Annotated in this window: 23 protein-coding genes and 2 pseudogenes; 15 read left to right on the plus strand and 10 right to left on the minus strand. The window is 73.5% G+C overall.

Annotation, left to right across the window (positions count from 1 at the left end):
* Positions 1 to 3: 3 nt before the first annotated feature.
* The 4 genes and pseudogenes from ACQP0N_RS11795 (at position 4) to ACQP0N_RS11810 (ending at position 4119) form a co-directional block, all read left to right on the plus strand.
* Positions 4 to 1504: pseudogene (locus ACQP0N_RS11795) on the plus strand (PfkB family carbohydrate kinase).
* Positions 1501 to 2202, plus strand: coding sequence for an SDR family oxidoreductase (locus tag ACQP0N_RS11800; protein WP_355053409.1), 702 nt, complete (start codon positions 1501 to 1503; stop codon positions 2200 to 2202). The pseudogene ACQP0N_RS11795 and the gene ACQP0N_RS11800 overlap by 4 nt, the downstream one beginning before the upstream one ends.
* Complete coding sequence (locus tag ACQP0N_RS11805; protein WP_433121578.1) at positions 2199 to 3152, plus strand: glycosyltransferase family 9 protein; 954 nt, start codon at positions 2199 to 2201, stop codon at positions 3150 to 3152. Before ACQP0N_RS11800 ends, ACQP0N_RS11805 begins: the two co-directional genes overlap by 4 nt.
* Complete coding sequence (locus tag ACQP0N_RS11810) at positions 3136 to 4119, plus strand: DNA topoisomerase IB (protein ID WP_433119941.1); 984 nt, start codon at positions 3136 to 3138, stop codon at positions 4117 to 4119. The genes ACQP0N_RS11805 and ACQP0N_RS11810 overlap by 17 nt, the downstream gene beginning before the upstream one ends.
* A gap of 169 nt (positions 4120 to 4288) precedes the next feature.
* Here the strand turns inward: ACQP0N_RS11810 and ACQP0N_RS11815 are convergent, their stop codons facing one another.
* Together ACQP0N_RS11815 and ACQP0N_RS11820 are read right to left on the minus strand one after the other, a co-directional pair.
* The gene (locus tag ACQP0N_RS11815; RefSeq protein WP_433119944.1) at positions 4289 to 5323 is read right to left on the minus strand and encodes a helix-turn-helix domain-containing protein; all 1035 of its coding nucleotides are present in this window, start codon (positions 5321 to 5323) and stop codon (positions 4289 to 4291) included.
* Positions 5324 to 5333: 10 nt separating this feature from the next.
* Positions 5334 to 6095, minus strand: a complete 762-nt coding sequence (locus ACQP0N_RS11820; RefSeq protein ID WP_433119946.1) for a TetR/AcrR family transcriptional regulator — start codon at positions 6093 to 6095, stop codon at positions 5334 to 5336.
* Between the two features lie 79 nt (positions 6096 to 6174).
* On the opposite strand from ACQP0N_RS11820, the pseudogene ACQP0N_RS11825 reads away from it, so the two are divergent.
* A pseudogene (locus ACQP0N_RS11825) lies at positions 6175 to 7680 on the plus strand (MFS transporter); the annotation flags it as partial.
* A 73-nt stretch (positions 7681 to 7753) separates the two neighbouring features.
* Here the strand turns inward: ACQP0N_RS11825 and ACQP0N_RS11830 are convergent.
* The 4 genes from ACQP0N_RS11830 to ACQP0N_RS11845 form a co-directional block, all read right to left on the minus strand.
* Positions 7754 to 8257: a hypothetical protein gene (locus tag ACQP0N_RS11830; protein ID WP_355053404.1), complete on the minus strand. Its 504-nt coding sequence runs from the start codon at positions 8255 to 8257 to the stop codon at positions 7754 to 7756.
* Positions 8258 to 8345: 88 nt separating this feature from the next.
* Entirely contained in the window at positions 8346 to 9977 is a 1632-nt protein-coding gene (locus tag ACQP0N_RS11835; protein ID WP_433119948.1) for a RecQ family ATP-dependent DNA helicase, read from the minus strand.
* 76 nt (positions 9978 to 10053) lie between these two features.
* Entirely contained in the window at positions 10054 to 11004 is a 951-nt protein-coding gene (locus ACQP0N_RS11840) for a TIGR03557 family F420-dependent LLM class oxidoreductase (RefSeq protein ID WP_433119950.1), read from the minus strand.
* An 89-nt stretch (positions 11005 to 11093) separates the two neighbouring features.
* Entirely contained in the window at positions 11094 to 11219 is a 126-nt protein-coding gene (locus ACQP0N_RS11845; RefSeq protein ID WP_355053401.1) for a hypothetical protein, read from the minus strand.
* A gap of 210 nt (positions 11220 to 11429) precedes the next feature.
* Here ACQP0N_RS11845 and ACQP0N_RS11850 point away from each other — a divergent pair, with 210 nt between their 5' ends.
* Positions 11430 to 12923 (plus strand): glycoside hydrolase family 3 protein, encoded by a 1494-nt coding sequence (locus ACQP0N_RS11850; RefSeq protein WP_433119952.1) that lies wholly within the window; start codon positions 11430 to 11432, stop codon positions 12921 to 12923.
* A gap of 2 nt (positions 12924 to 12925) precedes the next feature.
* Here ACQP0N_RS11850 and ACQP0N_RS11855 read toward each other — a convergent pair whose 3' ends face one another.
* Both ACQP0N_RS11855 and ACQP0N_RS11860 read right to left on the minus strand, forming a co-directional pair.
* On the minus strand, positions 12926 to 13216 hold the full coding sequence (locus tag ACQP0N_RS11855; RefSeq protein ID WP_433119954.1) for a GNAT family N-acetyltransferase: 291 nt from the start codon (positions 13214 to 13216) through the stop codon (positions 12926 to 12928).
* Positions 13213 to 14439, minus strand: a complete 1227-nt coding sequence (locus ACQP0N_RS11860; protein ID WP_433119956.1) for a cysteine desulfurase-like protein — start codon at positions 14437 to 14439, stop codon at positions 13213 to 13215. The genes ACQP0N_RS11855 and ACQP0N_RS11860 overlap by 4 nt, the downstream gene beginning before the upstream one ends.
* A 75-nt stretch (positions 14440 to 14514) precedes the next feature.
* Between ACQP0N_RS11860 and ACQP0N_RS11865 the strand changes: the two genes are divergently transcribed.
* The 7 genes from ACQP0N_RS11865 (at position 14515) to ACQP0N_RS11895 (ending at position 18924) form a co-directional block, all read left to right on the plus strand.
* A complete protein-coding gene (locus tag ACQP0N_RS11865) occupies positions 14515 to 14880 on the plus strand; it encodes a hypothetical protein (RefSeq protein WP_396802478.1) in 366 nt (121 codons plus the stop codon).
* 58 nt (positions 14881 to 14938) lie between these two features.
* Complete coding sequence (locus tag ACQP0N_RS11870) at positions 14939 to 15760, plus strand: DUF1206 domain-containing protein (RefSeq protein WP_433119959.1); 822 nt, start codon at positions 14939 to 14941, stop codon at positions 15758 to 15760.
* An 82-nt stretch (positions 15761 to 15842) separates the two neighbouring features.
* Positions 15843 to 17030 (plus strand): mechanosensitive ion channel family protein, encoded by a 1188-nt coding sequence (locus ACQP0N_RS11875; RefSeq protein WP_433119961.1) that lies wholly within the window; start codon positions 15843 to 15845, stop codon positions 17028 to 17030.
* A 339-nt stretch (positions 17031 to 17369) separates the two neighbouring features.
* Positions 17370 to 17804, plus strand: a complete 435-nt coding sequence (locus tag ACQP0N_RS11880; protein WP_355053394.1) for a phage holin family protein — start codon at positions 17370 to 17372, stop codon at positions 17802 to 17804.
* On the plus strand, positions 17801 to 18163 hold the full coding sequence (locus ACQP0N_RS11885) for a DUF3618 domain-containing protein (protein ID WP_433119963.1): 363 nt from the start codon (positions 17801 to 17803) through the stop codon (positions 18161 to 18163). Before ACQP0N_RS11880 ends, ACQP0N_RS11885 begins: the two co-directional genes overlap by 4 nt.
* Complete coding sequence (locus tag ACQP0N_RS11890) at positions 18160 to 18432, plus strand: DUF4235 domain-containing protein (protein WP_007458126.1); 273 nt, start codon at positions 18160 to 18162, stop codon at positions 18430 to 18432. Before ACQP0N_RS11885 ends, ACQP0N_RS11890 begins: the two co-directional genes overlap by 4 nt.
* A gap of 288 nt (positions 18433 to 18720) precedes the next feature.
* The gene (locus ACQP0N_RS11895) at positions 18721 to 18924 is read left to right on the plus strand and encodes a cold-shock protein (protein WP_011905669.1); all 204 of its coding nucleotides are present in this window, start codon (positions 18721 to 18723) and stop codon (positions 18922 to 18924) included.
* Between the two features lie 114 nt (positions 18925 to 19038).
* Here ACQP0N_RS11895 and ACQP0N_RS11900 read toward each other — a convergent pair whose 3' ends face one another.
* Both ACQP0N_RS11900 and ACQP0N_RS11905 read right to left on the minus strand, forming a co-directional pair.
* On the minus strand, positions 19039 to 19233 hold the full coding sequence (locus ACQP0N_RS11900) for a hypothetical protein (protein ID WP_355053391.1): 195 nt from the start codon (positions 19231 to 19233) through the stop codon (positions 19039 to 19041).
* 94 nt (positions 19234 to 19327) lie between these two features.
* A complete protein-coding gene (locus tag ACQP0N_RS11905) occupies positions 19328 to 20311 on the minus strand; it encodes an aldo/keto reductase (RefSeq protein ID WP_433119966.1) in 984 nt (327 codons plus the stop codon).
* An 82-nt stretch (positions 20312 to 20393) separates the two neighbouring features.
* Between ACQP0N_RS11905 and ACQP0N_RS11910 the strand changes: the two genes are divergently transcribed.
* Together ACQP0N_RS11910 and ACQP0N_RS11915 are read left to right on the plus strand one after the other, a co-directional pair.
* The gene (locus ACQP0N_RS11910; RefSeq protein WP_433119968.1) at positions 20394 to 21188 is read left to right on the plus strand and encodes a trans-aconitate 2-methyltransferase; all 795 of its coding nucleotides are present in this window, start codon (positions 20394 to 20396) and stop codon (positions 21186 to 21188) included.
* Positions 21185 to 22207, plus strand: a complete 1023-nt coding sequence (locus tag ACQP0N_RS11915) for an adenosine deaminase (RefSeq protein ID WP_433119970.1) — start codon at positions 21185 to 21187, stop codon at positions 22205 to 22207. Before ACQP0N_RS11910 ends, ACQP0N_RS11915 begins: the two co-directional genes overlap by 4 nt.
* Positions 22208 to 22288: the final 81 nt, after the last annotated feature.

A 22288-nucleotide genomic window follows, 5' to 3' on the forward strand; every position in this document is an offset into this window, starting at 1 on the left:
GGCGTGAGGGGACCCGTGGTGGTAGTCGGGGACACCCTGCTCGACCGGGACGTGGAAGGGGTGGTGAACCGCCTCTGCCCGGACTCCCCGGTGCCGGTGCTCGACGAGACCTCGGCCGTCGACCGGCCCGGCGGCGCGGGCCTCGCGGCGGTCTTCGCCGCCGCGCAGGGCGCCGACGTGGTGCTGGTCACCGCGCTCGCCGACGACGCCGGGGGCGCGCGGCTCAGCGCGTTGCTGTCGGCCGCCGGCGTGCGGGTGTACCCGCTGGCCCTCGCCGGCGCGACGCCGGAGAAGATCCGGCTGCGGGCCCGGGGTCGGGTGCTGCTGCGCCACGACCGGGGTGGCCCCTCCGGTGAGCCGGGCCAGCCCTCCGACGAGGTGCTGCGGGTGCTCGCCGCCGCGTCGGCGGTGCTGGTCAGCGACTACGGCCGGGGCGTCGCCCGGCAGCCCGCGCTGCGTGCCGCGCTGGCCGCCACCCGCGCGCCGGTCGTCTGGGACCCGCACCCGCGCGGGCCGGCGGCCGTACCCGGCGTGCACCTGGCCACGCCGAACGAGTCGGAGGTGCGCGAACTGGTCCCGACGCTGCCCGGCGCGTCCCGGATCGCCACCGCCTCCCAGGGTGCGCAGGGGCTGCGTCGACGGTGGCGGGCGGGCGCGGTCGCGGTGACGTTGGGCGGGGACGGCGCGTTGCTCTGCCACGCCGGGTCGACGCCGCTGGTGGTGCCCACGTCGGGCAGCGCCGAGGGCGACACCTGCGGGGCGGGCGACCGGTTCGCCGCCGCCGCGAGCCTCGCGCTGGCCCAGGGCGCGCTCGTCTCCGAGGCGGTGCAGGCGGCCGTCGCCGAGGCATCCACGTACGTGGCGGGTGGGGAGTGGCCACGGCCCTGCCACCCCCGGCCGACGTGGTGAGCGTGCGCCGCCCCGCCGGCCCGGCGTCGGCGCCGAGCGGGTGGGTGTCGCGGCGGTCGCCGCGCTCCTTTCCGAGGTACGGGGCGCGGGCGGCACGGTGGTGGCCACCGGTGGCTGCTTCGACCTGTTGCACGCCGGGCACCTGGCCACCCTGCAGGCCGCCCGGCAGCTCGGCGACTGCCTGATCGTCTGCGTGAACTCCGACGCCAGCGTCGCCGGATTGAAGGGGCCGCAGCGACCCGTGCTGCCCGAGGGCGACCGCGCCCGGCTGCTGGCCGCTCTGAGCTGCGTCGACGCCGTCCTCGTCTTCGACGAGCCGACGCCCGAGGCGGTGCTGTCCTGGGTGCGCCCGGACGTCTGGGTCAAGGGCGGCGACTACGCGAGCGGGGTCGGCGACGAGGCCACGCTGCCCGAGGCGGAGGTGCTGCGTCGGTGGGGCGGGAACACGGTGGTGGTGCCGTACCTGGACGGCCGCTCCACCAGCGACCTCATCGCGCGCGCTGCCGCCGGGCCGGCCCCCGGCACGGACAGCGGACCGCCACCGCCGGTCGGCATCGCCGTCCCGGTCACGACCACAGGGGAGCGGACCCGATGACCGCCACACGACCCGACGCCGGACCCGCCGTCCTGGTCACCGGCGGTTCCAGCGGCCTCGGCGCGGCGGTGGTCGCGGCGGTGGCCGCCTCCGGTGGCCGTCCGCTCGTGCTGGACCGGCAGCCGCCGGTCGACGGCGTGGACTGGACCGAGTGCGACCTCGCCGACACCCGCGCCGCCGAGGTGGCCACCCGGCACCTCGCCGAGCAGGCCGGTGGCCTGGACGCCGTGGTGACGGCCGCCGGTATGGACGTGCCGGGCAAGCTCGCCGACGTGCCGGGGGAGACGTGGGACCGGATCGTCATGGTGGACCTGCTGGCCACGGCCGCGGTGATCCGGGCCGCGCTGCCGTTCCTGCAGACCTCCGCCGGGCGCATCGTCACGGTCGCCTCGACGCTGGGCGTGAAGGCGGTCAGTGACGCCACCGCGTACTGCGCGGCGAAGTTCGGCGTCGTCGGGTTCACCCGTGCGCTCGCCGCCGAGCTGGCCGGTCAGGTCGGGGTCACCCTGCTCATCCCCGGTGGCATGCGCACCGCGTTCTTCGACGAACGCGATCCGCAGTACAGGCCGGGTCCGGACGCCATCCTCAACGACCCCGCCGACACGGCCGCGGCGATCATGTTCGCGCTCCAACAGCCGCCCGGCTGCGCGGTGCGGGAGATGGTGGTGTGCGCCGAGCAGGAGACGTCGTACCCGTGATCCTCGTGCTGCGCGCCCTCGGCGTCGGCGACCTGGTCACCGCGGTGCCCGCGCTGCGGGCGCTGCGCGCCGCGTACCCGGATCACGAGCTGGCGCTCGCCGCGCCCGGCGGACTGGCCCCGCTGGTCGACCTGGTCGGCGGCGTCGACGAGCTGGTGGACACCACCGGGCTGGACGGGCCGCTGCGGCCGGGCCGTGCGCCGGAGGTCGCGGTGAACCTGCACGGGCGGGGGCCGCAGTCGCACCGACTGCTGGCCGCCGCCCGTCCCGGGCGGCTCGTCGCCTTCGCCAACGCCGACGCCGGGTTCGGCGACGGTCCGCGCTGGCGCGACGACGAGCACGAGGTGGACCGTTGGTGCCGGCTGCTCTCCTGGTACGACATCCCGACCGACCGCCGTGACCTGGGCCTGCGCCGGCCCGAACCGGCCGGCCTGCCGGTCGGCGCGACCCTGCTGCATCCGGGCAGCAACGTCCCGGCCAAGCGGTGGCCGGCCGAGCGGTTCGCGGCGTTGGCCCGGGCGCTGCGGGAGCGGGGGCACCGCGTGCTGGTCACCGGCTCGGCCGACGAACGCGGGTTGGCCGAGCGGGTCGCCGAGGCGGCCGGTCTGCCGCCGGCCGCCGTGCTGGCGGGCCGGACCGACCTCGGCGTGCTGGCCGCGCTGGTCGCCGACGCCCGGCTGGTGGTCAGCGGGGACACCGGTGTGGCGCATCTGGCCACCGCGTACGGGACCGCCTCGGTGGTGCTCTTCGGGCCGGTGCCCCCGGCGGCGTGGGGGCCGCCGCCGGACCGGCCCCGACACCGGGCGCTCTGGGCCGGCGAGGGGGATTGGCCCAGGTGGGACGGGGTAGGAAGCCACCCGACACTGACGGCTCTGCCGCTGGACGAGGTGCTGGCCGCCGTGGACGAGGTGGAGAGGGTGGTGCGGGTCTCCGGTGCGGTTACGGCGTAGCGACCCGGCTCGGCCCGGCTACGGGCGACGACGGCGCGGCAGGGGCTGGACCTTCGTCGATCCGAGCGGCGCCGTCGTGCGCGACCCGGCCATCCGGGCGCGGCTGAACGACCTCGTGATCCCGCCGGCCTGGCAGGACGTGTGGATCGCGCCGCACGCGAACGGACACATCCTGGCCACCGGCGTCGACGCGGCCGGGCGCAAGCAGTACCTCTACCACCCGGTCTGGCGGGAGAAGCAGGACGCGGCGAAGTTCGACCGCATGCTGGAGGTGGCCCGACGGCTACCGACGTTGCGCGAGCGGGTGGGGCAGGACCTCGTCGGGCGGGGTCTGAACCGCGATCGGGTGCTGGCCACCGTGGCCCGCCTGCTCGACATGGGGATGTTCCGGGTCGGCAGCGACCAGTACGCGGCCGGCGACGATCCGACGTTCGGGGTGTCGACCCTGCGCCCCGAGCACGCGCGACGCCGGGGCGACTGCGTGGTCTTCGAGTTCCCCGCCAAGGGCGGCATCGAGCAGGTGCGCCGGATCGACGACCCACAGCTGTGCGAGGTGCTGGTCAACCTACGTCGCCGTCGCCGCAGGGCGGAGCGGCTGTTCGGCTACTGGGACGGCCGGGAGTGGCGGGACGTGCGCAGCGACGAGGTCAACGGCTACCTGCGCGACGCCAGCGGCGGCGAGATGACCGCCAAGGACTTCCGCACCTGGCACGCCACCGTGCGCGCGGCGGCGGAGTTGGCCGCCGCCGACCCGGCCCGCTCGGTCACCGCCCGGCGCAGGGCGGTGGCCGCGGTGATGCGCGCGGTGGCGGAGCTGCTGGGCAACACCCCCACCGTGGCGCGCACGTCCTACGTGGATCCGCGGGTCGTCGACCTCTACCACGACGGGGTGGTGGTGCCGGTCGACCCGAGCGCCAGCCGCGAGGAGATCGAGCGGGTCGTGTTGGAGCTGCTGGAGAAGGCCTGACCGGCCCCGCCGACGATCCTGGGGGGGAAGCGACGGGGCCGGAGCCTCGGCCGGGGGCGACACCGGGCGGCCGCCCGCCGCGCGCCACGGCGGGCGCCTCGCCACGGCCCCCGTTCGCGGCCGATGCGGGCCCCGGGGTACGCAGGCGCCGCCTCTGCCGCGTCGGTTGTCAGTCTGCCTGGGTCGAGTTGACTCTGGACGCCAGGTCGTTGACGTCCCGTGCCGGAACCGGATCGCCGTCGCGGCACGCCTGCGGGCTCATTCCGTACGCCGCCCGGAATGCCCGGCTGAAGTGTGCCTTGTCGCCGAACCCCCAGCGTGCCGCGATGACCTGCACGGGCTGGGCCCGCAGCGCCGGGTCGGTGAGGTCGCGCCGGCACCGGGCCAGCCGAAGGTCGCGGATGTACGCCGCCACGGTGGTGTTCTCGCCCTCGAACAGGCGGTGCAGCGTCCGCAGCGAGATGTGGTGGGTGTCCGCGATGGTCTGCGGGCCCAGCGTGGCGTCGCCCAGGTGACGGTGGACGTACGCCTGCACCTGGGTGACCAGCGCCCGGCGGCGGACCTCGGTCGGCACGGCGTCCTCGGCGACCAGGTGCCGGCCGAGCAGGGTGGTGGCCAGGTCTAGCCCCACCGCGCCGAGCCGGCCGGCGTCGGCGGCGTGGTACTGCTCGGGGTGGCCGGTCACCTGGACCAGGAACTGCGCCAGCAGCGCCCCGAGCCCTTCGCTGCCGGTCATCCGGCCGCCGTAGAGCGCGGCCATCCGCTTCGGCGGCAACGGCAGCGCGGCGTGCGGAATCAGCGCGGTGATCGAGGTGGCCCGGGTCCGCCCCGGCTCGCTCGCGTAGTGGCAGACGTCGTGCGGGCGCGAGGCGTCGTAGAAGGTGAACTCACCGGCCAGGATCTCGCTGCGCCGACCGTCCTGGCTGGACATGCCGAGCCCGCTGGTGGTGAGGGCGAGGATGTACAGCTCCGGATCGGATCGTCTGATCAGCTTGCGGGTGCGGGACACGTCGAGCGAGGGGTACTCGTAGCCGACCACCTCGAACCCGCCGAGGTCGGTGAACTCGGCGCGGGCGGCGAAGTCGGCGGCGGCCGCGGACTCGACCCGCACCGGCACGGAGGTGCGCGCCAGCAGCTCCAGCCACATCCCGAACCGCTCGGCGGGCGGCAGGACGGTCGTGTCGACGGTGTTCCTGGCCAGCATCCGCGCCCCCTCACGCCGTCCGGCGGGCGATCAGGGCCTCGACGCCGTCGAGGATCCGGTCCAGGCCGAACGTGAACTCGTCGTCCGGTCCATCGTCCTGGTCGAGGACGCCGGCGTCGAGCACCCGCGTCAGCGCTGGGAAGCGGGCCGGGTCGATCAGTCGCGCCAGCATCGCGCCGTACGCCGGCATCATGTCGCCCGGCTCGACACCGGCGGCCCGGCTGCCCTCGGCGATCTGGTTGGTGAGCATCGCCTCGTTGCGCACGTATCCGGTGACCAGCAGGAGGATCGACATCTTCTCGCCCTCGGGCAGCGGGGTGCCGTCGAGACAACCCAGCCCGTCCTCCATCCAGCCGAGCTGCTGGGGTGTGACGGGCGGTCCGGCGATCGGAATGTGCAGCAGCCACGGGCGCTGTCGCAGGACGTCGTGTTCGGCCCACGCCCAGCGGGTCAGGCCGGCACGCCAGTCGTCGTCCGGCGCGGCCGGGCCCGGCCCGGGGCCGTAGCCGGCGTCCACCATGAGCGTCAGCAGGTCGTCCTTGGAGCCGACGTGGCGGTAGAGGGCCATGGTGGCGGCGCCCAACTCCTTGGCCACCCGGCCCATCGAGACGGCGGCCAGCCCGTCGGCGTCGGCGACCCGGATGGCCGCGTCGACGATGCCGGACACGGTGAGGCCCGGCCGGGGGCCCTTCGGTGCCCGCTCGCGCAGCCCCCAGGCGCTCTCGATGGCCGGCGGGAGCGCCGGGCCGCTGTCGTCTTTCGTCTCCGCCACATTTCCTCCTTGCCCCGCCATCCTAGTTCTGCGTATGGTCTACGCATTAAAGCGTACGACATACGCAGAAGGAGTTCTCATGACAGCGACGACCGCACCGGCACCCCGCGCGGGCCGGCGGGAATGGATCGGGTTCGCGGTGCTGATGCTGCCGCTGCTCCTCGTCTCGATGGACGTGTCGGTGCTCTACTTCGCCGTCCCGTTCATCAGCGAGGAGCTGCGGCCCAGCGCCACCCAGCAGCTCTGGATCTTCGACATCTACGGCTTCGTGCTGGCCGGGCTGCTGATCACCATGGGCGCCCTGGGCGACCGGATCGGCCGACGTCGGCTGCTGCTGCTGGGCGCGACCGCCTTCGGGGCGGCGTCCCTGCTGGCCGCGTACGCCGACAGCGCCGCGACCCTGATCGCCGCGCGCGCCGTGCTCGGCGTCGGCGGGGCCACCCTGATGCCGTCCACGCTCGCCCTGGTGCGCAACATGTTCCACGACGCCAAGCAGCGCGGCACCGCGATCGGCATCTGGACCGCCACGCTCACCGGCGGCATCGCCATCGGCCCGGTGCTCAGCGGCGTCCTGCTGGAGCACTTCTGGTGGGGCTCCATCTTCCTGATCAACATCCCGGCGATGCTGCTTCTGCTCCTGCTCGCCCCGGTCCTGGTGCCCGAGTTCCGCAACCCGGCGCGCGGCCGGTTCGACCTGGTCAGCGCGGCGCTGTCGCTCGGCACGCTGCTGCCGGTGATCTACGGCATCAAGGAGATGGCCCGCGACGGCGTCAGCGCGGCGCGGGTGCTGGCCGTCGTCGCCGGCCTGCTGGTAGGAGCGCTCTTCCTGCACCGGCAGCGGACCCGGGCGTACCCCATGATCGACCTGGCGCTGTTCCGCCGGCACGGCTTCGCGGGATCGCTGGCGGTCAACCTGCTCGCGATGTTCGCCCTGGTCGGCTTCGCCATCTTCACCACCCAGCACCTCCAGCTGGTGCTCGGGCTGAGTCCACTGCGGGCGGCACTGTGGAGCCTCGTACCGTCGCTCGCGGTCGGCGGCGTCGCCCCGGCCGCCGCCGCGCTCGCCCAGCGGGTCGAGCGGGCGTACCTGATCGGAGCCGGCTTCGTGATCGCCGTCGTCGGCTTCGCGGTGCTGACCCGGGTCACCCCCGAGACGCCGCTCTGGCTGCTGCTCGTCGGCGCGAGCGTGTACGCGGGCGGCCTGGTGATGGTGATGTCGCTCGTCACCGAGCTGGTGCTCGGCGCGGCGCCCCCGGAGCAGGCCGGTGTCGCGTCCGCGCTGACCGAGTCCAGCAGCGAGCTGGGTGGCGCGCTGGGAATGGCCATCCTGGGCAGTGTGGGCGCCGCCATCTACCGCCGCGAGGTTCTCGACGAGCTACCGGCCGGGCTGCCGACGGGCGTCCGCGACGCGGCCGGCGAGACCCTGGGCGGCGCGCTCGCCGTGACCCGGGGACTGCCGGCGGAGGTCGGCGACGCGGTGCTGCACGCGGCCCGGTTCGCCTTCACCGACGGGCTGCACCTCGCCGCCCTCGCCGCCATGGTGGCGATGGCCCTCGGTGCGGTGACCGCGCTGCTGACACTGCGCGGCGTCCGGCCGGCCGACCCCGCGGAGCTGGCCGCCGAGCCGACCGGACCGTCGCTGTCGGACGCCGCCCCGGTCAGTCGTTGAGCACCTGGGCGAGTCGGTCGCGGAACCGCCGCTCGGAGTCGCTGACCGACTCGCCGCCCAGGCCCAGCAGGCCGCCGCTGGACGCGGCGCCCACGACCTGGTCGGCGATGGTCACCAGCCAGTGCTTGTACGCGCCGGCCTCGCCCTCGTCGACCCGGGCGGCCAGCAGCACGGCCGCCTCACGGGCCCGCACCAGCACATCGTCGATGTACGCCTGCGGGTCGGCGGGCGCGATGACCGGCAGCTCCTCGCCGGCCTCGGGGTCGCCGACCCGGGTCACGATCTCGCCGGCCACGGCGGCGACCAGGGGGTTGGCCGACTCCCGGCCCGCCCCGATGGACTCCAGGCCGGCCGCGTTCTCCGCCATGGTCCGGCGGGTGCCGTCGGACTCGGCGGCGCTCGCCGCGGTCAGCACCGACTGCGGCAGGCCGACCAGCAGCCCCCACTCCTCGTCGGAGAAACCGAAACCGGTGTACGCCGGCTGCTCGATCACGGCAACGCCCCTTCCGCCCTGCTCTGTGTGGTCAATCGATGCTGTGCTTGGTCGATCCACCGGGCCCCGTGCCGGTGCCCGGGTCAGGCTAGTCCAGGGTCAGCAGGCCCTGCTCGGACACCACGCGCACCGACAGGGTCTTGTAGCCGACCTCGTCGAAGAGGACCGTCATCTTGTCGTCCTCGTAGCTGAGCACCAGGCCACGCCCCCACTCGCCGTGCCGCACCTGGCTGTGCACCGGGAACGGGCCGACCGCGCCCTCGTCGGCGGTGCTGGTGCCCCGGTGGCAGTTGTCGCAGTGGGCGCAGACCTCGGTCATCTGCTCGCCGAAGTAGGCCAGCAGGGTCTGCCCCCGGCAGGCGGTGGTCTCGGCGAACGCCCGCATCATGTCGGTACGCGAACGCGTCACCGTCTGCTGGCGTTCCGCCTCGGCCAGGGCCGCCGCCGCCGCGTCGACCGGCGCGGGGGAGTAGCGGGAAGCGCCGATGCGCTGGCGGGCGCGCGGTTCGGCGGCCCCCACCTGCTCCAGCAGCGCCAGGTACTGGCCCAGCTTGCGCGGCCCCAGGCCGGTGGCCTCCCGCAGTTCGGTCTTGGTAGCCGGCTTGCGGCGCAACAGCGCGGCCAGGTCCCGCAGCTCGTTCTCGTCCGGCAGGCCGCCGCTGAAGAACCGTTGCAGGCCCACGTCCTCGGCCCGCCAGAGCAGCAGCACCCGGGCCGGATGCCCGTCCCGCCCGGCCCGGCCGATCTCCTGGAAGTAGCTGTCCGGCGAGTCGGGTAGCGCCGTGTGCACCACCCAGGCGATGTTCGGCTTGTCGATGCCCATGCCGAACGCCGAGGTGGCGACCATGATGGGCACCTCGTCGGCGAGGAACGCCTCGTGCAGGTCGTTGCGCGCGCCCATCGGCATCCCACCGTGGTAGAACTGCGCCGGGAAGCCCGCCTTGGTCAACTTCTCGGCCAGCTCCTCGGCCGAGCGGCGGGTCGGCACGTAGATGATCCCGGGCCGTTCGTCGTCGCCCAGCAGGGCGATCAGGCGCCGCCACCGGTAGTCCTCGGTGGGGCAGTGCGCCACCTCGAGGAAGAGGTTGGGCCGGTCCAGCCCGGAGACCACCACCTCCGGGTCGCGCAGCCGCAGCCGGGCGATGATGTCGTCGCGTACGGGCGGGGACGCGGTGGCGGTCAGCGCGACCACCGGCGGTCGGCCGATGCCCTCGATGAGATGGCCCAGCGCCAGGTAGTCGGGACGGAAGTCGTGCCCCCAGGCGGAGATGCAGTGCGCCTCGTCGATCGCCACCAGCGCCGGCTTCAGCGCGGCGACCTCGGCCATCCGGTCCGGGTTGCTCAACTGCTCCGGGGTGATGAACAGGAACTCGGCCCGCCCGGCCTGGATCTCGACGATCGCCTCGGCCTGCTGGGCGGCCGACTCGTTCGAGCTGATCCGTACCGCCCGCAGCTCGGGACGTTGCCGCTCGTTGAGCGCCGCGATCTGGTCCTGCTGGAGGGCCAGCAGCGGAGAGATCACCACGGTCGGGCCGGGGATCAGGCTGGCCGGGATCTGGTAGATCGCCGACTTGCCGGCGCCGGTGGGCAACACCACCAGGGCGTCGTGTCGCTTCATCACCGCGCGCATGGCGGCGAGCTGGTTGGGCCGGAGCGCTTTCCAGCCGAAGAGGCTCTTCGCGGCGCGGCGCAACGTCATCGAGTGCGTGGACAGTTTCATCGAGGGCCGGAGGTACCCGAGCCCACGACCACCGAAACAACCTTCGGGCGATCATGGGCTCGGGGTGCGTCCCGTCTCACCGTAGGCGGGGCAGGACCTCGCGCTGGTAGAGGTCGAACAGGCCCTGGAAGTGTGGGCCGGTGTTGGCCACGTACAGCTCGTCGAAGCCGGCCTTGGCGTACTGGTCGATCATCTCCAGGTGCGCGTCGGCGCTGTTGCCGCAGACGAACGACTCCCGCACCATGTCCTGCGTGACCAGCTCGGAGGCCTGCTCGAAGTGGCGCGGCGAGGGCAGCACCTGCGACAGCTCGCCCGGCACGCCCGCGTTGGGCCACCGCTCGTACGCGATCCGCGCGCCCTCTTCCTCGCTGGCCGCGAACGCCGCCTTGAACCCGGCCTGGCACGGCTTGTCGCCGCCGCCGTTCTCCCGGAAGCGCCGGACCAGCTCGCCGTCGGGCATGGTGCTCACGTAGCCGTCGCCGATGCGGGCGGCCAGGTCGACGGCCTTCGGCCCGAACCCGGAGACGTAGATCGACGGCGGGGTGTCCGGCAGCGTGTAGACCCGGGCGTTCTCCACCGTGTAGTGCGTGCCCCGGTGGTTGACGAAGTCGCCCCGCCACAGCTCGCGCATGACCTCGACGGCCTCTTCGAGCATCTCCAGCCGCACGTCGGCGGACGGCCAGGCGTCGCCGAAGATGTGCTCGTTCAGCGCCTCGCCGGTGCCGACGCCGAGCACGAACCGACCGCCGTGCAGCACCGCGCTGGTGGCCGCCGCCTGCGCGATCACGGCCGGGTGGATCCGTACGGTCGGGCAGGTCACCGCCGTGGTCACCGGCAGCGCGCAGACCTGGCTGAGCGCGCCGATCATCGACCAGACGAAGGGGCTCTGCCCCTGCGCGTCGACCCAGGGGTGGTAGTGGTCGGAGATCCACAGTGCCTCGAAGCCGGCCGCCTCGGCGCCGCGGGCCTGCGCCAGCAACTCGGCCGGCGTGTACTCCTCACTGGACAGAAAATATCCGATCTTCATGGCTTCCCCTTCGGCGCGCGGTCCTGCTGTCGGGGAGAGCCGTACCCCGGTCGCGGCGGGCCACACCGGCGGGTCGGGGACCGATCGCCTCAGCGTCGGCCGAACATGGCCCGGATCGCGGCGAGCAGCAGCAGAGCGCCGACCACCAGGCCGAGCAGGCGTACGCCGGGGATGTCGGCCGGGCTCGTGGCGTCGGCCAGCGGGGCGGTGTCCATCCCCGCACTCTTCCGGGGAAGGGCCGCATCGGGCAACTGTAAGGTTTATTGACTATTGAATCGCTCGGTGTGACCATGGCAGCACCGCCTGCCGAGGACGGTGCGCCGAGGGCGCGCGAGAGATGGGGTACGGGGCCGCATGAGCGAGCGCAACCAGCGGGTCGGCGTCACCGCGCCGGCGGGGAACGTCGACCGTTCCGAGGCGACGGCGTGACCGCGCCGGCCGGGCACCTTCCGACGTTGGCAGCCGCCGTCCTGCAACCCGGTTTCGTCGGCACCACGCCGCCGCCCTGGGTGTGCCGTTGGCTCGGCGAAGGGCTCGGCTCGGTGGTGCTGTTCGCCCGCAACGTCGTCGACACCGCCCAGGTGGCGGCACTCACCGCGACGCTGCGCGCCGAGCGGCCGGACGTCATCGTGGCGATCGACGAGGAGGCCGGTGACGTCACCCGGATCGAGTCCGGCCGGGGCAGCTCCCGCCCGGGCAACTATGCCCTCGGCGCGGTCGACGACCCGGCGCTGACCGAGGCCGTCGCCCTGGACCTCGGCATCGAGCTGGCGGCGGCCGGGGTGACCCTGGACTACGCCCCGGACGCCGATGTCAACTCCAACCCGGCCAACCCGGTGATCGGTGTCCGCTCGTTCGGGGCCGACCCGGCGCTCGTCGCGCGGCACACCGCCGCCTGGATCCGCGGCCTCCAGGGCGGCGGCGTGGCCGCCTGCGCCAAGCACTTCCCCGGGCACGGGGACACCCGCGTCGACTCCCACCACGACCTGCCGCGCATCACCGCCGACCGGGCCCGCCTGGACGCCTGTGAGCTGGCCCCGTTCCGGGCCGCGGTGGCGGCCGGCGCGCAGGCGGTGATGACCGGCCACCTGCTCGTTCCCGCGCTCGACGCGGAGCTGCCGGCCACGCTGAGCCAGCGCATCCTGGGTGGCCTGCTCCGCGATGAGTTGGGCTTCTCCGGCGTGGTCGTGACCGACGCCGTGGAGATGCGCGCGGTCGCCGACCGGTACGGCTTCGCGGGCGCGGCCGTGCGGGCGCTCGCCGCCGGGGCCGACGCCATCTGCGTCGGTGGCGAGCGCAGCGACGAGGAGGCCGCCCGGGAACTGCGCGACGCCATCGTGGCCGCCGTCGTCTCCGGCGAGCTGCCCGAGGAGCGCCTCGCCGAGGCCGCCAAGCGGGTCGGTCAGCTCGCCGCCTGGACGGTGGCCGCCCGCGCCGCCCGCCCGAACGCCGCCCACCGGGCCACCGACGTCGGGCTGGTCGCCGCCCGACGTGCCGTACGGGTCACCACCGGCCCGGACGCGCCGGTCGCGCTGCCCCTGACCCGCGCCGCCCACGTGGTCGAGTTCGAGCCGCCGCGCAACATCGCCATCGGCGCGGAGACCCCGTGGGGCATCGGCGAGCCGTTGGGCGAACTGCTGCCCGGCACGACGACGGTCCGCCACGCCGAGAACGACGTGCCCGCCGATCCGGGAGCCGACGCCGGAGACCGCCCGCTGGTGCTGGTCGTGCGTGACCTGCACCGGCACGCCTGGATGCACGCGGCGGTGCGGCGGGCGCTCGCCAACCGGCCGGACGCGGTCGTGGTCGAACTGGGCGTGCCCGAGCTGGTCGTCGGGGCGGTGCACCTGGCCACCCACGGCGCCACCCGGGCCAGCGGTCGGGCCGCCGCCGAGGTGCTGACCGGCCGGACCGGCTGACGCTACGGTTGCTCGGCGACCAGGTCGGCGTACTCGGGATGCTTGTCGATGAACGCCGCCACGAACGGGCACTGCGGCACCACGCGCCCACCCCGGGCCCGCACCTGGTCGAGGGTGGCGCGGATCAGCGCGCCGCCGACGCCCTTGCCCTGGAAGCCCGGGTCCACCTCGGTGTGCGTGAAGACCAGCACGTCCTCGCCGCGCGGCAGGTAGGCGGTGAAGCCGGCCAACGCGTCGTCGACCAGGATCTCGAACCGGTTCTTGGCGGGGTTGTCCTCGACGAGGGTGCTCACCGGGCCATTGTCCCCGCTCCGGCGGCCAGCACGTCGAGTTCGGCGAGCAACCGGTCCACCTCGTCCACCGTGTTGTAGTGGTAGACGCTGGCCCGCACCGCGCCACCGCTGTCGCGCAGACCCATCGTCTGGAAGTACTCGTAGGCGTAGTAGTCGCCGGCCGACAGGCAGAACCCGGCATCGCCAAGCGCCTGCTGGGTCTGCTGCGGCGACAGCCCGGCGACCCGGAACGAGACGGTCGGGCAGCGCCGGGCCGGCGAGCCGTAGACCGTGACGGCGGGCCGCTCGGCCAGACCGGCGAGCAGCCGATCCAGCAGCGCCTCCTCGTGGGCCTGGGCGACGGCCAGCCCGGCCCGCAACCGCGCCCGGCGGTCGCCGGTCGCGTCGGGATCCAGGGTGGCGAGGTGATCCACTGCGGCGGTCACGCCGGCCAGCAGCGGGAAGCTCGGTGTGCCGTACTCGAAACGGTCCGGCGCGGCGTCGGAGGACGGCACCAGCTTCGCCGGACGCAACGCCGCCCACCGGCTCGGGTCGGCCACCATCGCGGCCAGGTGCGGCCCGGACCACTTGTACGCGCTGGTGACCAGCACGTCCGCGCCGAGCGACGTCAGGTCGGTCGGACCGTGCGGCACGGAGTGCACGCCGTCCACGCAGACCAGCGCCCCGACCGAGTGTGCGATCTTGGCGATCGCCGGCACGTCCGGCACGGTGCCGATGGCGTTGCTGCCGGCGGTCACCGCCACCAGCCGGGTCCGCTCGCCCACCAGGTCGGCGTACTGGCCGCTGGGCAGCTCACCGGTGTGCCGGTCGAACTCGGCCCAGCGCACCGTGGCGCCGGCCGCCTCGGCGGCCTGCACCCACGGGCGCACGTTGGCGTCGTGGTCGAGCCGGGACACCACCACCTGGTCGCCGGGCCGCCAGGTCGCCCCGAGGGTACGGGCCAGGGTGTACGTCAGCGCCGTCGCGCTCGGCCCGAGCACCACCCCGTCCGGCTCGGCCCCGAGCAGGTCGGCGACCGCCGAGCGGGCCTGCGCCACCATCTCCAGCGAGCGCCGACCCGGCGTGAAGGCGGCGCTGCGATTGCCGACGGCGGCGCGCATGGCGTCGGTGACCGCGTCGATCACGCCGGCCGCGGTCTGCGTGCCCCCGGCGCCGTCGAGGTGGACGAAGCCCTCGGTCAGGGCGGGATAGGCGGCCCGGGTACGGGCGATGTCGAAGGCCATGCCCGGACCCTAGCCGGGACGCCTGCCGCGCTCGCCCCCGCCCGGTCGTCGCGGACGTCTCGTACCCTTGGCGGGGTGACGAACCGACCCGCCACCATCCCCCTGCCCCCCGTCCGCCGTGCCGCCGGTCTGGTCGCCGCCGTGGCGCTCGGCCTCGCCCTGCTCGCCGGCTGTAGCTCCCAGGGCGCCTCCACCGACTGCGGGCTGGACGCCTGCACGGTCACCTTCGAGCGGGGCGTCGAGGCGAGCGCCACCATCCTCGGCGTCGAGGCGAAGCTGGTCGGCGCCGAGGGCGACCAGGTGACCGTCGAGGTCGCCGGCGAGCAGCTCACCCTCACCACCGGCCAGCAGGCCACCGAGGCCGGCGGCTTCGCGGTCACCGTCGACAGCGTCACCGACCAGCAGGTCAAGATCCGCGTTTCCCGCAACCCGGGCAACTGACCAGGCGGGCGGCGGTGGCCGACGTTTGGGAATCTTCGAAATCGGAGATTGTGACGCCATGTCACTCACCCGTAGCGCCGAAGCCACCGCCTCCCGAACGGCGGACAGCCGGTGGCTGGAATTTCTCGCCCGGGCCGGCTTCATCGGCTACGGCATCGTTCACCTTCTCTTCGCCTGGTTGGCGGTGCAGATCGCGTTCGGCACGTCGTCCGACGACGGCGACCAGTCCGGCGCGCTGCGTACTCTCTCGGAACAGCCCCTCGGCAAGTTCCTCGTCATCGCCGTCGCGGTCGGCCTGCTCGCCATGGCGATCTGGCAGGGCCTCGAGGCGGCGGTCGGGCACCGCGCCGAGCGGGGCAAGGAGCGGATCATGGAGCGGCTGGCCTCGGCCGGCCGGACCATCGTCTACCTCTACTTCGCCTGGACCGCCTTCAAGGTGTTCTCCGAGGCCGGGTCGAACAGCGCCGACAGCCAGGAGGCGCTGAGCGGCAAGCTGATGACCTCCACCGGTGGCCGCTGGCTGGTCGGCCTGGCCGGGCTGGTGGTCGCGGCGATCGGCATCGGCCTGGTCATCTACGGCATCCGCAAGACGTTCGAGAAGCACCTCAAGACCGGCGAGATGAGCCCGAAGACCCGCACACTGGCCCGCCGCCTCGGCATCGCCGGGTACGTCGCCAAGGGTGTCGCGTACGGCATCGCCGGCCTGCTGGTCATCGTGGCGGCGGTGAAGTACGACCCGGAGAAGGCCCGCGGTCTGGACGCCGCCCTGCACACGCTGCGCGAGCAGTCGTACGGCTCGTTCCTGCTGACCCTGGTCGCCCTCGGCATCGCCGCCTTCGGCGTCTACTGCTTCCTCCAGTCCCGGTACCGCAAGGTCTGAACTGGTCGATACCGAGGACGTCGGGCACTATTGGGCTTTTGCCCGAAGTTCCGCCGCTCGGTCGAAGGGAAGCGCCCCACTCGTGCAGAGCTATCTCGAAACGACCGTCGCCGCGCTCGCCGCGGCGGCGGTCGCCCTCTTCCTGGTCGAGGTCGTCCACCGGATCACCCGGCGGTTCGGCCGCCGGTCCCTCTTGTTGACCGAGTTGACCGATCACGCGCACCGTCCGTTCCAGGTCGCCGCCACGGTCCTCGCGGTGCAGTTCGCCGCCCGCTTCACCACCGGCTACGCCGTCGGCGAGAGCTGGCGGCGGCTCCTGCTGCACCTGCTGGTGCTCTGTGTGATCGCCAGCGCCGCCTGGCTGGTGGCGGCGCTGGCGATCGTCGTCGAGGACACCGCGCTCGCCCGGTTCCGGGTCGACGTGCCCAACAACCGGCACGCCCGGCGGGTGCGTACCCAGGTGGTGATGCTGCGCCGGCTGACCATCGCGGTGATCGTCATCCTGACCATCGGCGTGATGCTGATGACGTTCCCGAGCGTGCGGGGCATCGGCGCCGGCGTGCTGACCTCCGCCGGAGTCGTCGGTGTGGTGGCCGCGCTGGCCGCCCAGAGCCTGCTCGGCAACGTCTTCGCCGGGCTGCAACTCGCCTTCAGCGACGCGGTCCGCCTCGACGACGTGGTGGTCGTCGAGGGGGAGTGGGGCCGGATCGAGGAGCTGACCCTCAGCTACGTCGTGGTCCAGATCTGGGACGACCGGCGGCTGATCCTGCCCACGTCGTACTTCACCAGCAAGCCGTTCCAGAACTGGACCCGTACCGAGGCGGCGGTGCTCGGCACCGCCGAGTTCGACGTCGACTGGGCCGTGCCGGTGCAGACCATGCGGGAAGAGCTGCGCCGGCTCGTCGAGGGCACCGAGCTGTGGGACGGCCGGGTCTGCGTCCTCCAGGTCACCGACGCCACCGGCGGGATGGTGCGGCTGCGCGCGCTGGTCAGCGCCGCCGACGCGGGCAGCCTGTGGGACCTGCGCGCGCTCGTCCGCGAGCACCTGGTCGGCTGGATCCGGGACAACCGGCCCACGGCGATGCCCCGCGTCCGCACCGAGCTGGGCGACGCCAACAGCAACCTGTCCTGGCAGTGGGTGCAGCCGCGGCGGCCGGTCCGCCGCCCGTCCGACACCGAGGCGCCCGACGACGCCCGTGTCTTCGGCGGCAGCGACGACGGCGACGCCCGCAGCGAAGCCTTCGTGGGCCCCGAGGAAACCCGCCCCTGACCCCCACCCACCCCACCCCGCCCACCCCTCCCACCCCCGCCCTCACCCCGTTGATCATGAAGTTATTGCCTCTCGCTTCGGCGTGTCCTGGCAATAACTTCATGATCGACGCGAATGGGGCGGGGGTGGGACGCGAATGGGAGGGGTGGGGTCTGGGGAGGTTTGGTCGGGGTTGCGCGGGGGATGTGCTGCCTGACGTCTCGGCCGTGATCGGGGTGACCCACTCAGCTTGTCGGCGCGGCATCCGGACAACGACGTCGGTGCGCCGCACCTCGGGATTTAGGATTGGCGGGCGGCGACTCCGGGCATACAGCGCGGTGATGAGGAAAGGAGGACAGCATGGCTGACGTGGCGAATGCCCGCACATCCCGTAATGGGAGCGAGCCCTCCACCGCCGAGCTGGTGCAGCGGGCCACCGAACAGGTATCCCGTCTGGTACGGGACGAACTGGCGCTGGCCCGGGCGGAGTTGACCCAGAAGGGCAAGCACGCCGGCATCGGGATCGGCCTGTTCGGCGGCGGCGGCGCGCTGGCGTTCTACGGCCTGGGCGCGCTCGTCGTCACCGCCATCCTGCTGCTGGATCTGGTGCTGCCCGCCTGGGCCGCCGCGCTGATCGTGGCGGTGGCGCTCTTCCTGGTGGCCGGCATCCTCGCGCTGGTGGGCAAGAAGCAGGTCAGTCGTGCGGTCCCACCGGTGCCGGCGGCGACGGTCCGCAGCCTCCGTGCCGACGTGGACACCGTGGCCGCCGCCGTGAAGGACAGGGGACGGGCATGACGGGCAACGGAACGGGCGACACCGAGGCCCTGCGCGAGGAGATCCGCCGTACCCGGGTGCAGCTGGGCGAGACCATGGAGGCCTTGGCCGCCAAGGCGGACGTCAAGGCCCGCCTGAAGGAGTCCGCCGATCAGGCGAAGGAGCGGATGCGCGAGCAGGCGGCGCAGACCGTGGCCCGGGTCCGCGGGCAGGCCGCGCGCGGCGCCGGGATGGCCCGCGCCCAGGCGTACGACAAGGGCGGCCTGGTCCGCGAGAAGAGCGAGCTGGTTCGACGTAACCCGGTGCCGTGGGCGGCGATCGCCGCCAGCGCGGTGGCCACCGTGGTGGTGCTGATGATCGTGCGGGGGAGGCGTAGGTGAGCAGGAGCATCGGCAAGGTCGCGTACCGGCCGGTCGGCGTGTTGTTGGGTATCGCCGCGGGTACGGTGGCCGGCGCGATCTTCCGGCAGGTCTGGAAGGTCACGGCGGGCGACGGCGAGGCGCCGAACGCCACCGACGAGGACCGTGGTTGGGGCGAGATCCTGGCTGCCGCGGCGTTGCAGGGGGCCATCTTCGCGGTGGTCCGTGCCGCCGTGGACCGGGGCGGGGCGGTCGGCGTCCGCCGGATGACCGGCCACTGGCCGGACTGACCGACGCATAGATGTCAGGCCCCCTTCCCCATCGACGGGAAGGGGGCCTTTCGCACGAGTCGCAACGCCGCCCAGCGACCTGAGCCATCCGTCAGGTCACATGTCGGAGAAATTCGTCGGACAGGTCGTGCAGACTTTTTGCGTACGTGATTTGCTGTTCCACGCTGTTGCGAGATGGCGTGGGTTGAGAGAAGTCTCCTTCGCGGGGGCCGCCTCAGACGCCGCTGCTCGAAAACGGCCAATCGGCCGCACGGCGTGCACGGCCGCCAGTTTTAGAAGGAGATACACATGGCGCAGGGAACCGTGAAGTGGTTCAACGCTGACAAGGGCTTCGGCTTCATCACCGTCGACGGCGGGGGTGCTGACGTGTTCGTCCACTTCTCGGCCATCCAGACCAGCGGCTACCGCACGCTGGAGGAGAACCAGCGGGTGGAGTTCGAGATCGCCCAGGGTCAGAAGGGCCCGCAGGCCGAGCAGGTCCGTCCCCTCTGACACATCTGGCCGGCCCCCGCCGGTCAGGGCTCGTTGAAGTGAAGCCCCGTATCCCGTGCCGGGATGCGGGGCTTTCCACGTCCACCGCTCAGCCGCTCGCGTGAGCGACCAAGCTCAGAGGCGGCGTCGCGAACGCAGTCCCAGCCAGAGCGCCACCAGCCCGGCGGCGGCCACGATCGGGCCCACCACCACCCAGAGCGTCTCGTCGGTCATCGGGCTGCCGCTGACGTAGCCGAGGCCCTGCACCGTCCACATCGCACCGATCACCACGGCCAGCAGGCCGAGGGTGAGTGTCAGCCAACCCCTCATCGCGCACCCTCCTCGCCGGATCGGGCGGTACGCCGCCCCGGGCGTCCAGCATCGTCGTCTCGGAGGCGCGACGCGAGCACCCGGGGTCGGCGGCTCACCACCGGTCGTGCACCTGCGGGCGGATCAGCTCGTCGTAGACCTCGCGTACGCCGGCCAGCTGGGCGGCCTCCAGTGGCGGCAGGTCCGCCGCGGCGGCGTTGCGCCGCGCCTGCTCGGCGTCGCGCGCGCCCGGGATGACGACGGTGACGCCGGCCTGGTCCAGCACCCACCGCAGCGCGAACTGCGCCATGGTGCGGTCGGCGTCGACAAGCGGCGCGAGCCGGCGTACGGCGGCGAGCCCCTGCGCGTAGTCCACGCCGGAGAACGTCTCGCCCACGTCGAACGCCGCACCGTGCCGGTTGTAGTTGCGGTGGTCGTCGGCGGGGAACTCGGTGTGCTCGTCGTACCGGCCGGAGAGCAGGCCGCTGGCCAGCGGCACCCGGGCGATGATCCCGACGCCGGCCTCGGCGGCCGCCGGCAGCACCTGCTCCAGCGGCTTGTGCCGGACGGCGTTGAGGATGATCTGGACGCTGGCCACGCCGGGCCGGGCGATGGCCGTCAGCGCCTGGTCGCAGGTCTCCACGCTGACGCCGTACCCCGCGATGGCCTTCTCCGCGACGAGGGTGTCCAGGGCGTCGAAGACCGCGTCGTCGGCGAAGACGGCGGTCGGCGGGCAGTGCAGTTGGACCAGGTCCAGGGTGTCCATCCCGAGGTTGGCCCGGGACCGGTCGGTCCACTGCCGGAAGTTGGCCATGGTGTACGCCTCGGGCCGCTGCTCGACGCGCCGGCCCATCTTGGTGGCGACGGTCAGCCCGGTGTCCGGCCGGGAGCGCAGGAAGCGGCCGATCAGCTGCTCGCTGCGGCCGTCGCCGTACACGTCGGCGGTGTCCAGGAAGGTGACTCCGGCGTCCACGGCGGCGGTGAGCACGGCCATGGCGTCGGCCTCGCTGACCGTTCCCCAGTCGGCGCCGAGCTGCCAGGCGCCCAGGCCGACGACCCCGACGGTCCGGCCGAGCCGGTTGAAGCTGCGCTGTTCCATGCCCCGAGCCTAGTGATCGGGTTGCCGGGCTGCCACGCGAGTCGTACCGTCAACAAGACGGACGTACGGTTTGGAGGTTGCGATGTGGGATCCGACGACGTACCTGCGCTACTCCGACGAGCGCTCCCGCCCCTTTCACGACCTGCTCAACCGGATCCCCGCCGCCCGGCCGCGGGCGGTGGTCGACCTCGGCTGCGGTCCCGGCCACCTCACCGCCATCCTGGCCGAACGCTGGCCGGACGCCCGCGTCGTCGGCCTCGACTCGGCCCCCGAGATGATCGACCGTGCGCGGGCCCTGCCGACCCCGGTCGAGTTCGCCGTCGCCGACCTGCGCGACTGGCGTCCAACCGGTGACGAGGACGTGGTGACGACCAGCGCCGCGCTGCAGTGGGTGCCCGGCCACCAGGAGCTGCTGCGCCGCTGGGCCGTCGAGCTGCCCGCCGGCGCCTGGCTCGCCATGCAGGTCCCCGGCAACTTCGACGCCCCGTCACACCGGGCGCTGCGCGAGGTCGCCGGTCTCCCGGCCTGGCGGGCCGAGCTGGCCCCGCTCCAGCGGGCCGACCCCGTCGACGATCCGGCCGACTACGCGGACCTGCTGACCACCGCCGGCTGCGCGGTGGACGCCTGGGAGACTACCTACGTGCACCTGCTGCCGGCCGATCCCGCCGCCGACCACCCCGTACTGGCCTGGATGGAGGGCACCGCGCTGCGACCCGTCCGGGCCGCGCTGGACGCCGCCGGCTGGTCGGCCTTCCGGGCCGAGCTGGGGGTACGCCTCAGCGCCGCCTACCCGGTCCGGCACGGTCAGGTGTCCTTTCCGTTCCGCCGTGTCTTCGTCGTCGCCCGTACCGGCGCCCCCGCACAGGAGAACCCGTGACCGATCTGACCACCTTCATCGCCGGTCTGCCCAAGGCGGAGCTGCACGTGCACCACGTCGGCTCCGCCTCGCCCCGGATCGTCGCCGAGCTGGCCGCCCGCCACGAGGGCAACACCCCCGTCCCGGCCGACCCGGACGCGCTCGCCAGCTACTTCGAGTTCCGCGACTTCGCGCACTTCATCGAGGTCTACCTGAGCGTCGTCGACCTCATCCGGGACCCGGAGGACGTCTGGCTCCTCACCCACGAGGTGGCCCGGGAGCTGGCCCGCCAGCACGTCCGGTACGCCGAGCTGACCATCACCCCGTACTCGCACGTGCGGCGGGGCATTCCCGCGCCCGCGTTCTGCGAGGCGATCGAGGACGCCCGCAAGCGCGCCGCCGCCGACTTCGGCCTCGACCTGCGCTGGTGCTTCGACATCCCCGGCGAGGCCGGCCTGCCGGCCGCCGAGGAGACGCTGCGGATCGCCCTCGACGAGCGGCCGGACTCGCTGATCAGCTTCGGTCTGGGCGGCCCGGAGATCGGCGTACCCCGGCCGCAGTTCCGGCCCTACTTCGACCAGGCCCGCGCCGCCGGCCTGCGCTCGGTGCCGCACGCCGGCGAGACCACCGGCCCGCAGACCATCTGGGACGCCCTGCACGAGCTGGGCGCGGAGCGGATCGGGCACGGCATCTCCGCCGCACAGGACCCGGAACTGCTCACCTACCTCGCCGAACGGCAGATCGGGATGGAGATCTGCCCGACCTCGAACGTGCGGACCCGGGCCGTGGCCAACCTCGACGAGCACCCGCTGCCCCGGCTGGTCGAGGCCGGCCTGCTGGTCACCATCAACTCCGACGACCCGCCGATGTTCGGCACCACCCTCAACAACGAGTACGCGGTGGCGGCCCGACTGCTCGGTGCGGGCCCGGGGGAGCTGGCCGCGCTGGCCCGCAACGCGGTGACCGCGTCCTTCCTCGACCCGGCCGGCAAGCAGCGGATCATCGAGGAGATCGACGCGTACGTGGCCGACGCCGCCTGAGGTAGGGGTGAGCGGGGCGCGCGGCGGGAGCGTGGGTGTGGGGGGACCTGAAACTCCCGCCGCGCGCACGGCTCCACCGGC

It is taken from the genome of Micromonospora sp. CA-246542 (genome assembly GCF_050942905.1).
Lineage (GTDB): Bacteria > Actinomycetota > Actinomycetes > Mycobacteriales > Micromonosporaceae > Micromonospora.

Bases quoted from the DNA above. Each gene is read 5' to 3' on its own strand.
- ACQP0N_RS11800 (WP_355053409.1), top strand. From the start codon at position 1,501: ATGACCGCCACACGACCCGACGCCGGACCCGCCGTCCTGGTCACCGGC.
- ACQP0N_RS11815 (WP_433119944.1), bottom strand. From the start codon at position 5,323: ATGCTGGCCAGGAACACCGTCGACACGACCGTCCTGCCGCCCGCCGAG.
- ACQP0N_RS11835 (WP_433119948.1), bottom strand. From the start codon at position 9,977: ATGAAACTGTCCACGCACTCGATGACGTTGCGCCGCGCCGCGAAGAGC.
- ACQP0N_RS11840 (WP_433119950.1), bottom strand. From the start codon at position 11,004: ATGAAGATCGGATATTTTCTGTCCAGTGAGGAGTACACGCCGGCCGAG.
- ACQP0N_RS11845 (WP_355053401.1), bottom strand. From the start codon at position 11,219: ATGGACACCGCCCCGCTGGCCGACGCCACGAGCCCGGCCGACATCCCC.
- ACQP0N_RS11860 (WP_433119956.1), bottom strand. From the start codon at position 14,439: ATGGCCTTCGACATCGCCCGTACCCGGGCCGCCTATCCCGCCCTGACC.
- ACQP0N_RS11870 (WP_433119959.1), top strand. From the start codon at position 14,939: ATGTCACTCACCCGTAGCGCCGAAGCCACCGCCTCCCGAACGGCGGAC.
- ACQP0N_RS11880 (WP_355053394.1), top strand. From the start codon at position 17,370: ATGGCTGACGTGGCGAATGCCCGCACATCCCGTAATGGGAGCGAGCCC.
- ACQP0N_RS11885 (WP_433119963.1), top strand. From the start codon at position 17,801: ATGACGGGCAACGGAACGGGCGACACCGAGGCCCTGCGCGAGGAGATC.
- ACQP0N_RS11895 (WP_011905669.1), top strand. From the start codon at position 18,721: ATGGCGCAGGGAACCGTGAAGTGGTTCAACGCTGACAAGGGCTTCGGC.
- ACQP0N_RS11900 (WP_355053391.1), bottom strand. From the start codon at position 19,233: ATGAGGGGTTGGCTGACACTCACCCTCGGCCTGCTGGCCGTGGTGATC.
- ACQP0N_RS11905 (WP_433119966.1), bottom strand. From the start codon at position 20,311: ATGGAACAGCGCAGCTTCAACCGGCTCGGCCGGACCGTCGGGGTCGTC.
- ACQP0N_RS11910 (WP_433119968.1), top strand. From the start codon at position 20,394: ATGTGGGATCCGACGACGTACCTGCGCTACTCCGACGAGCGCTCCCGC.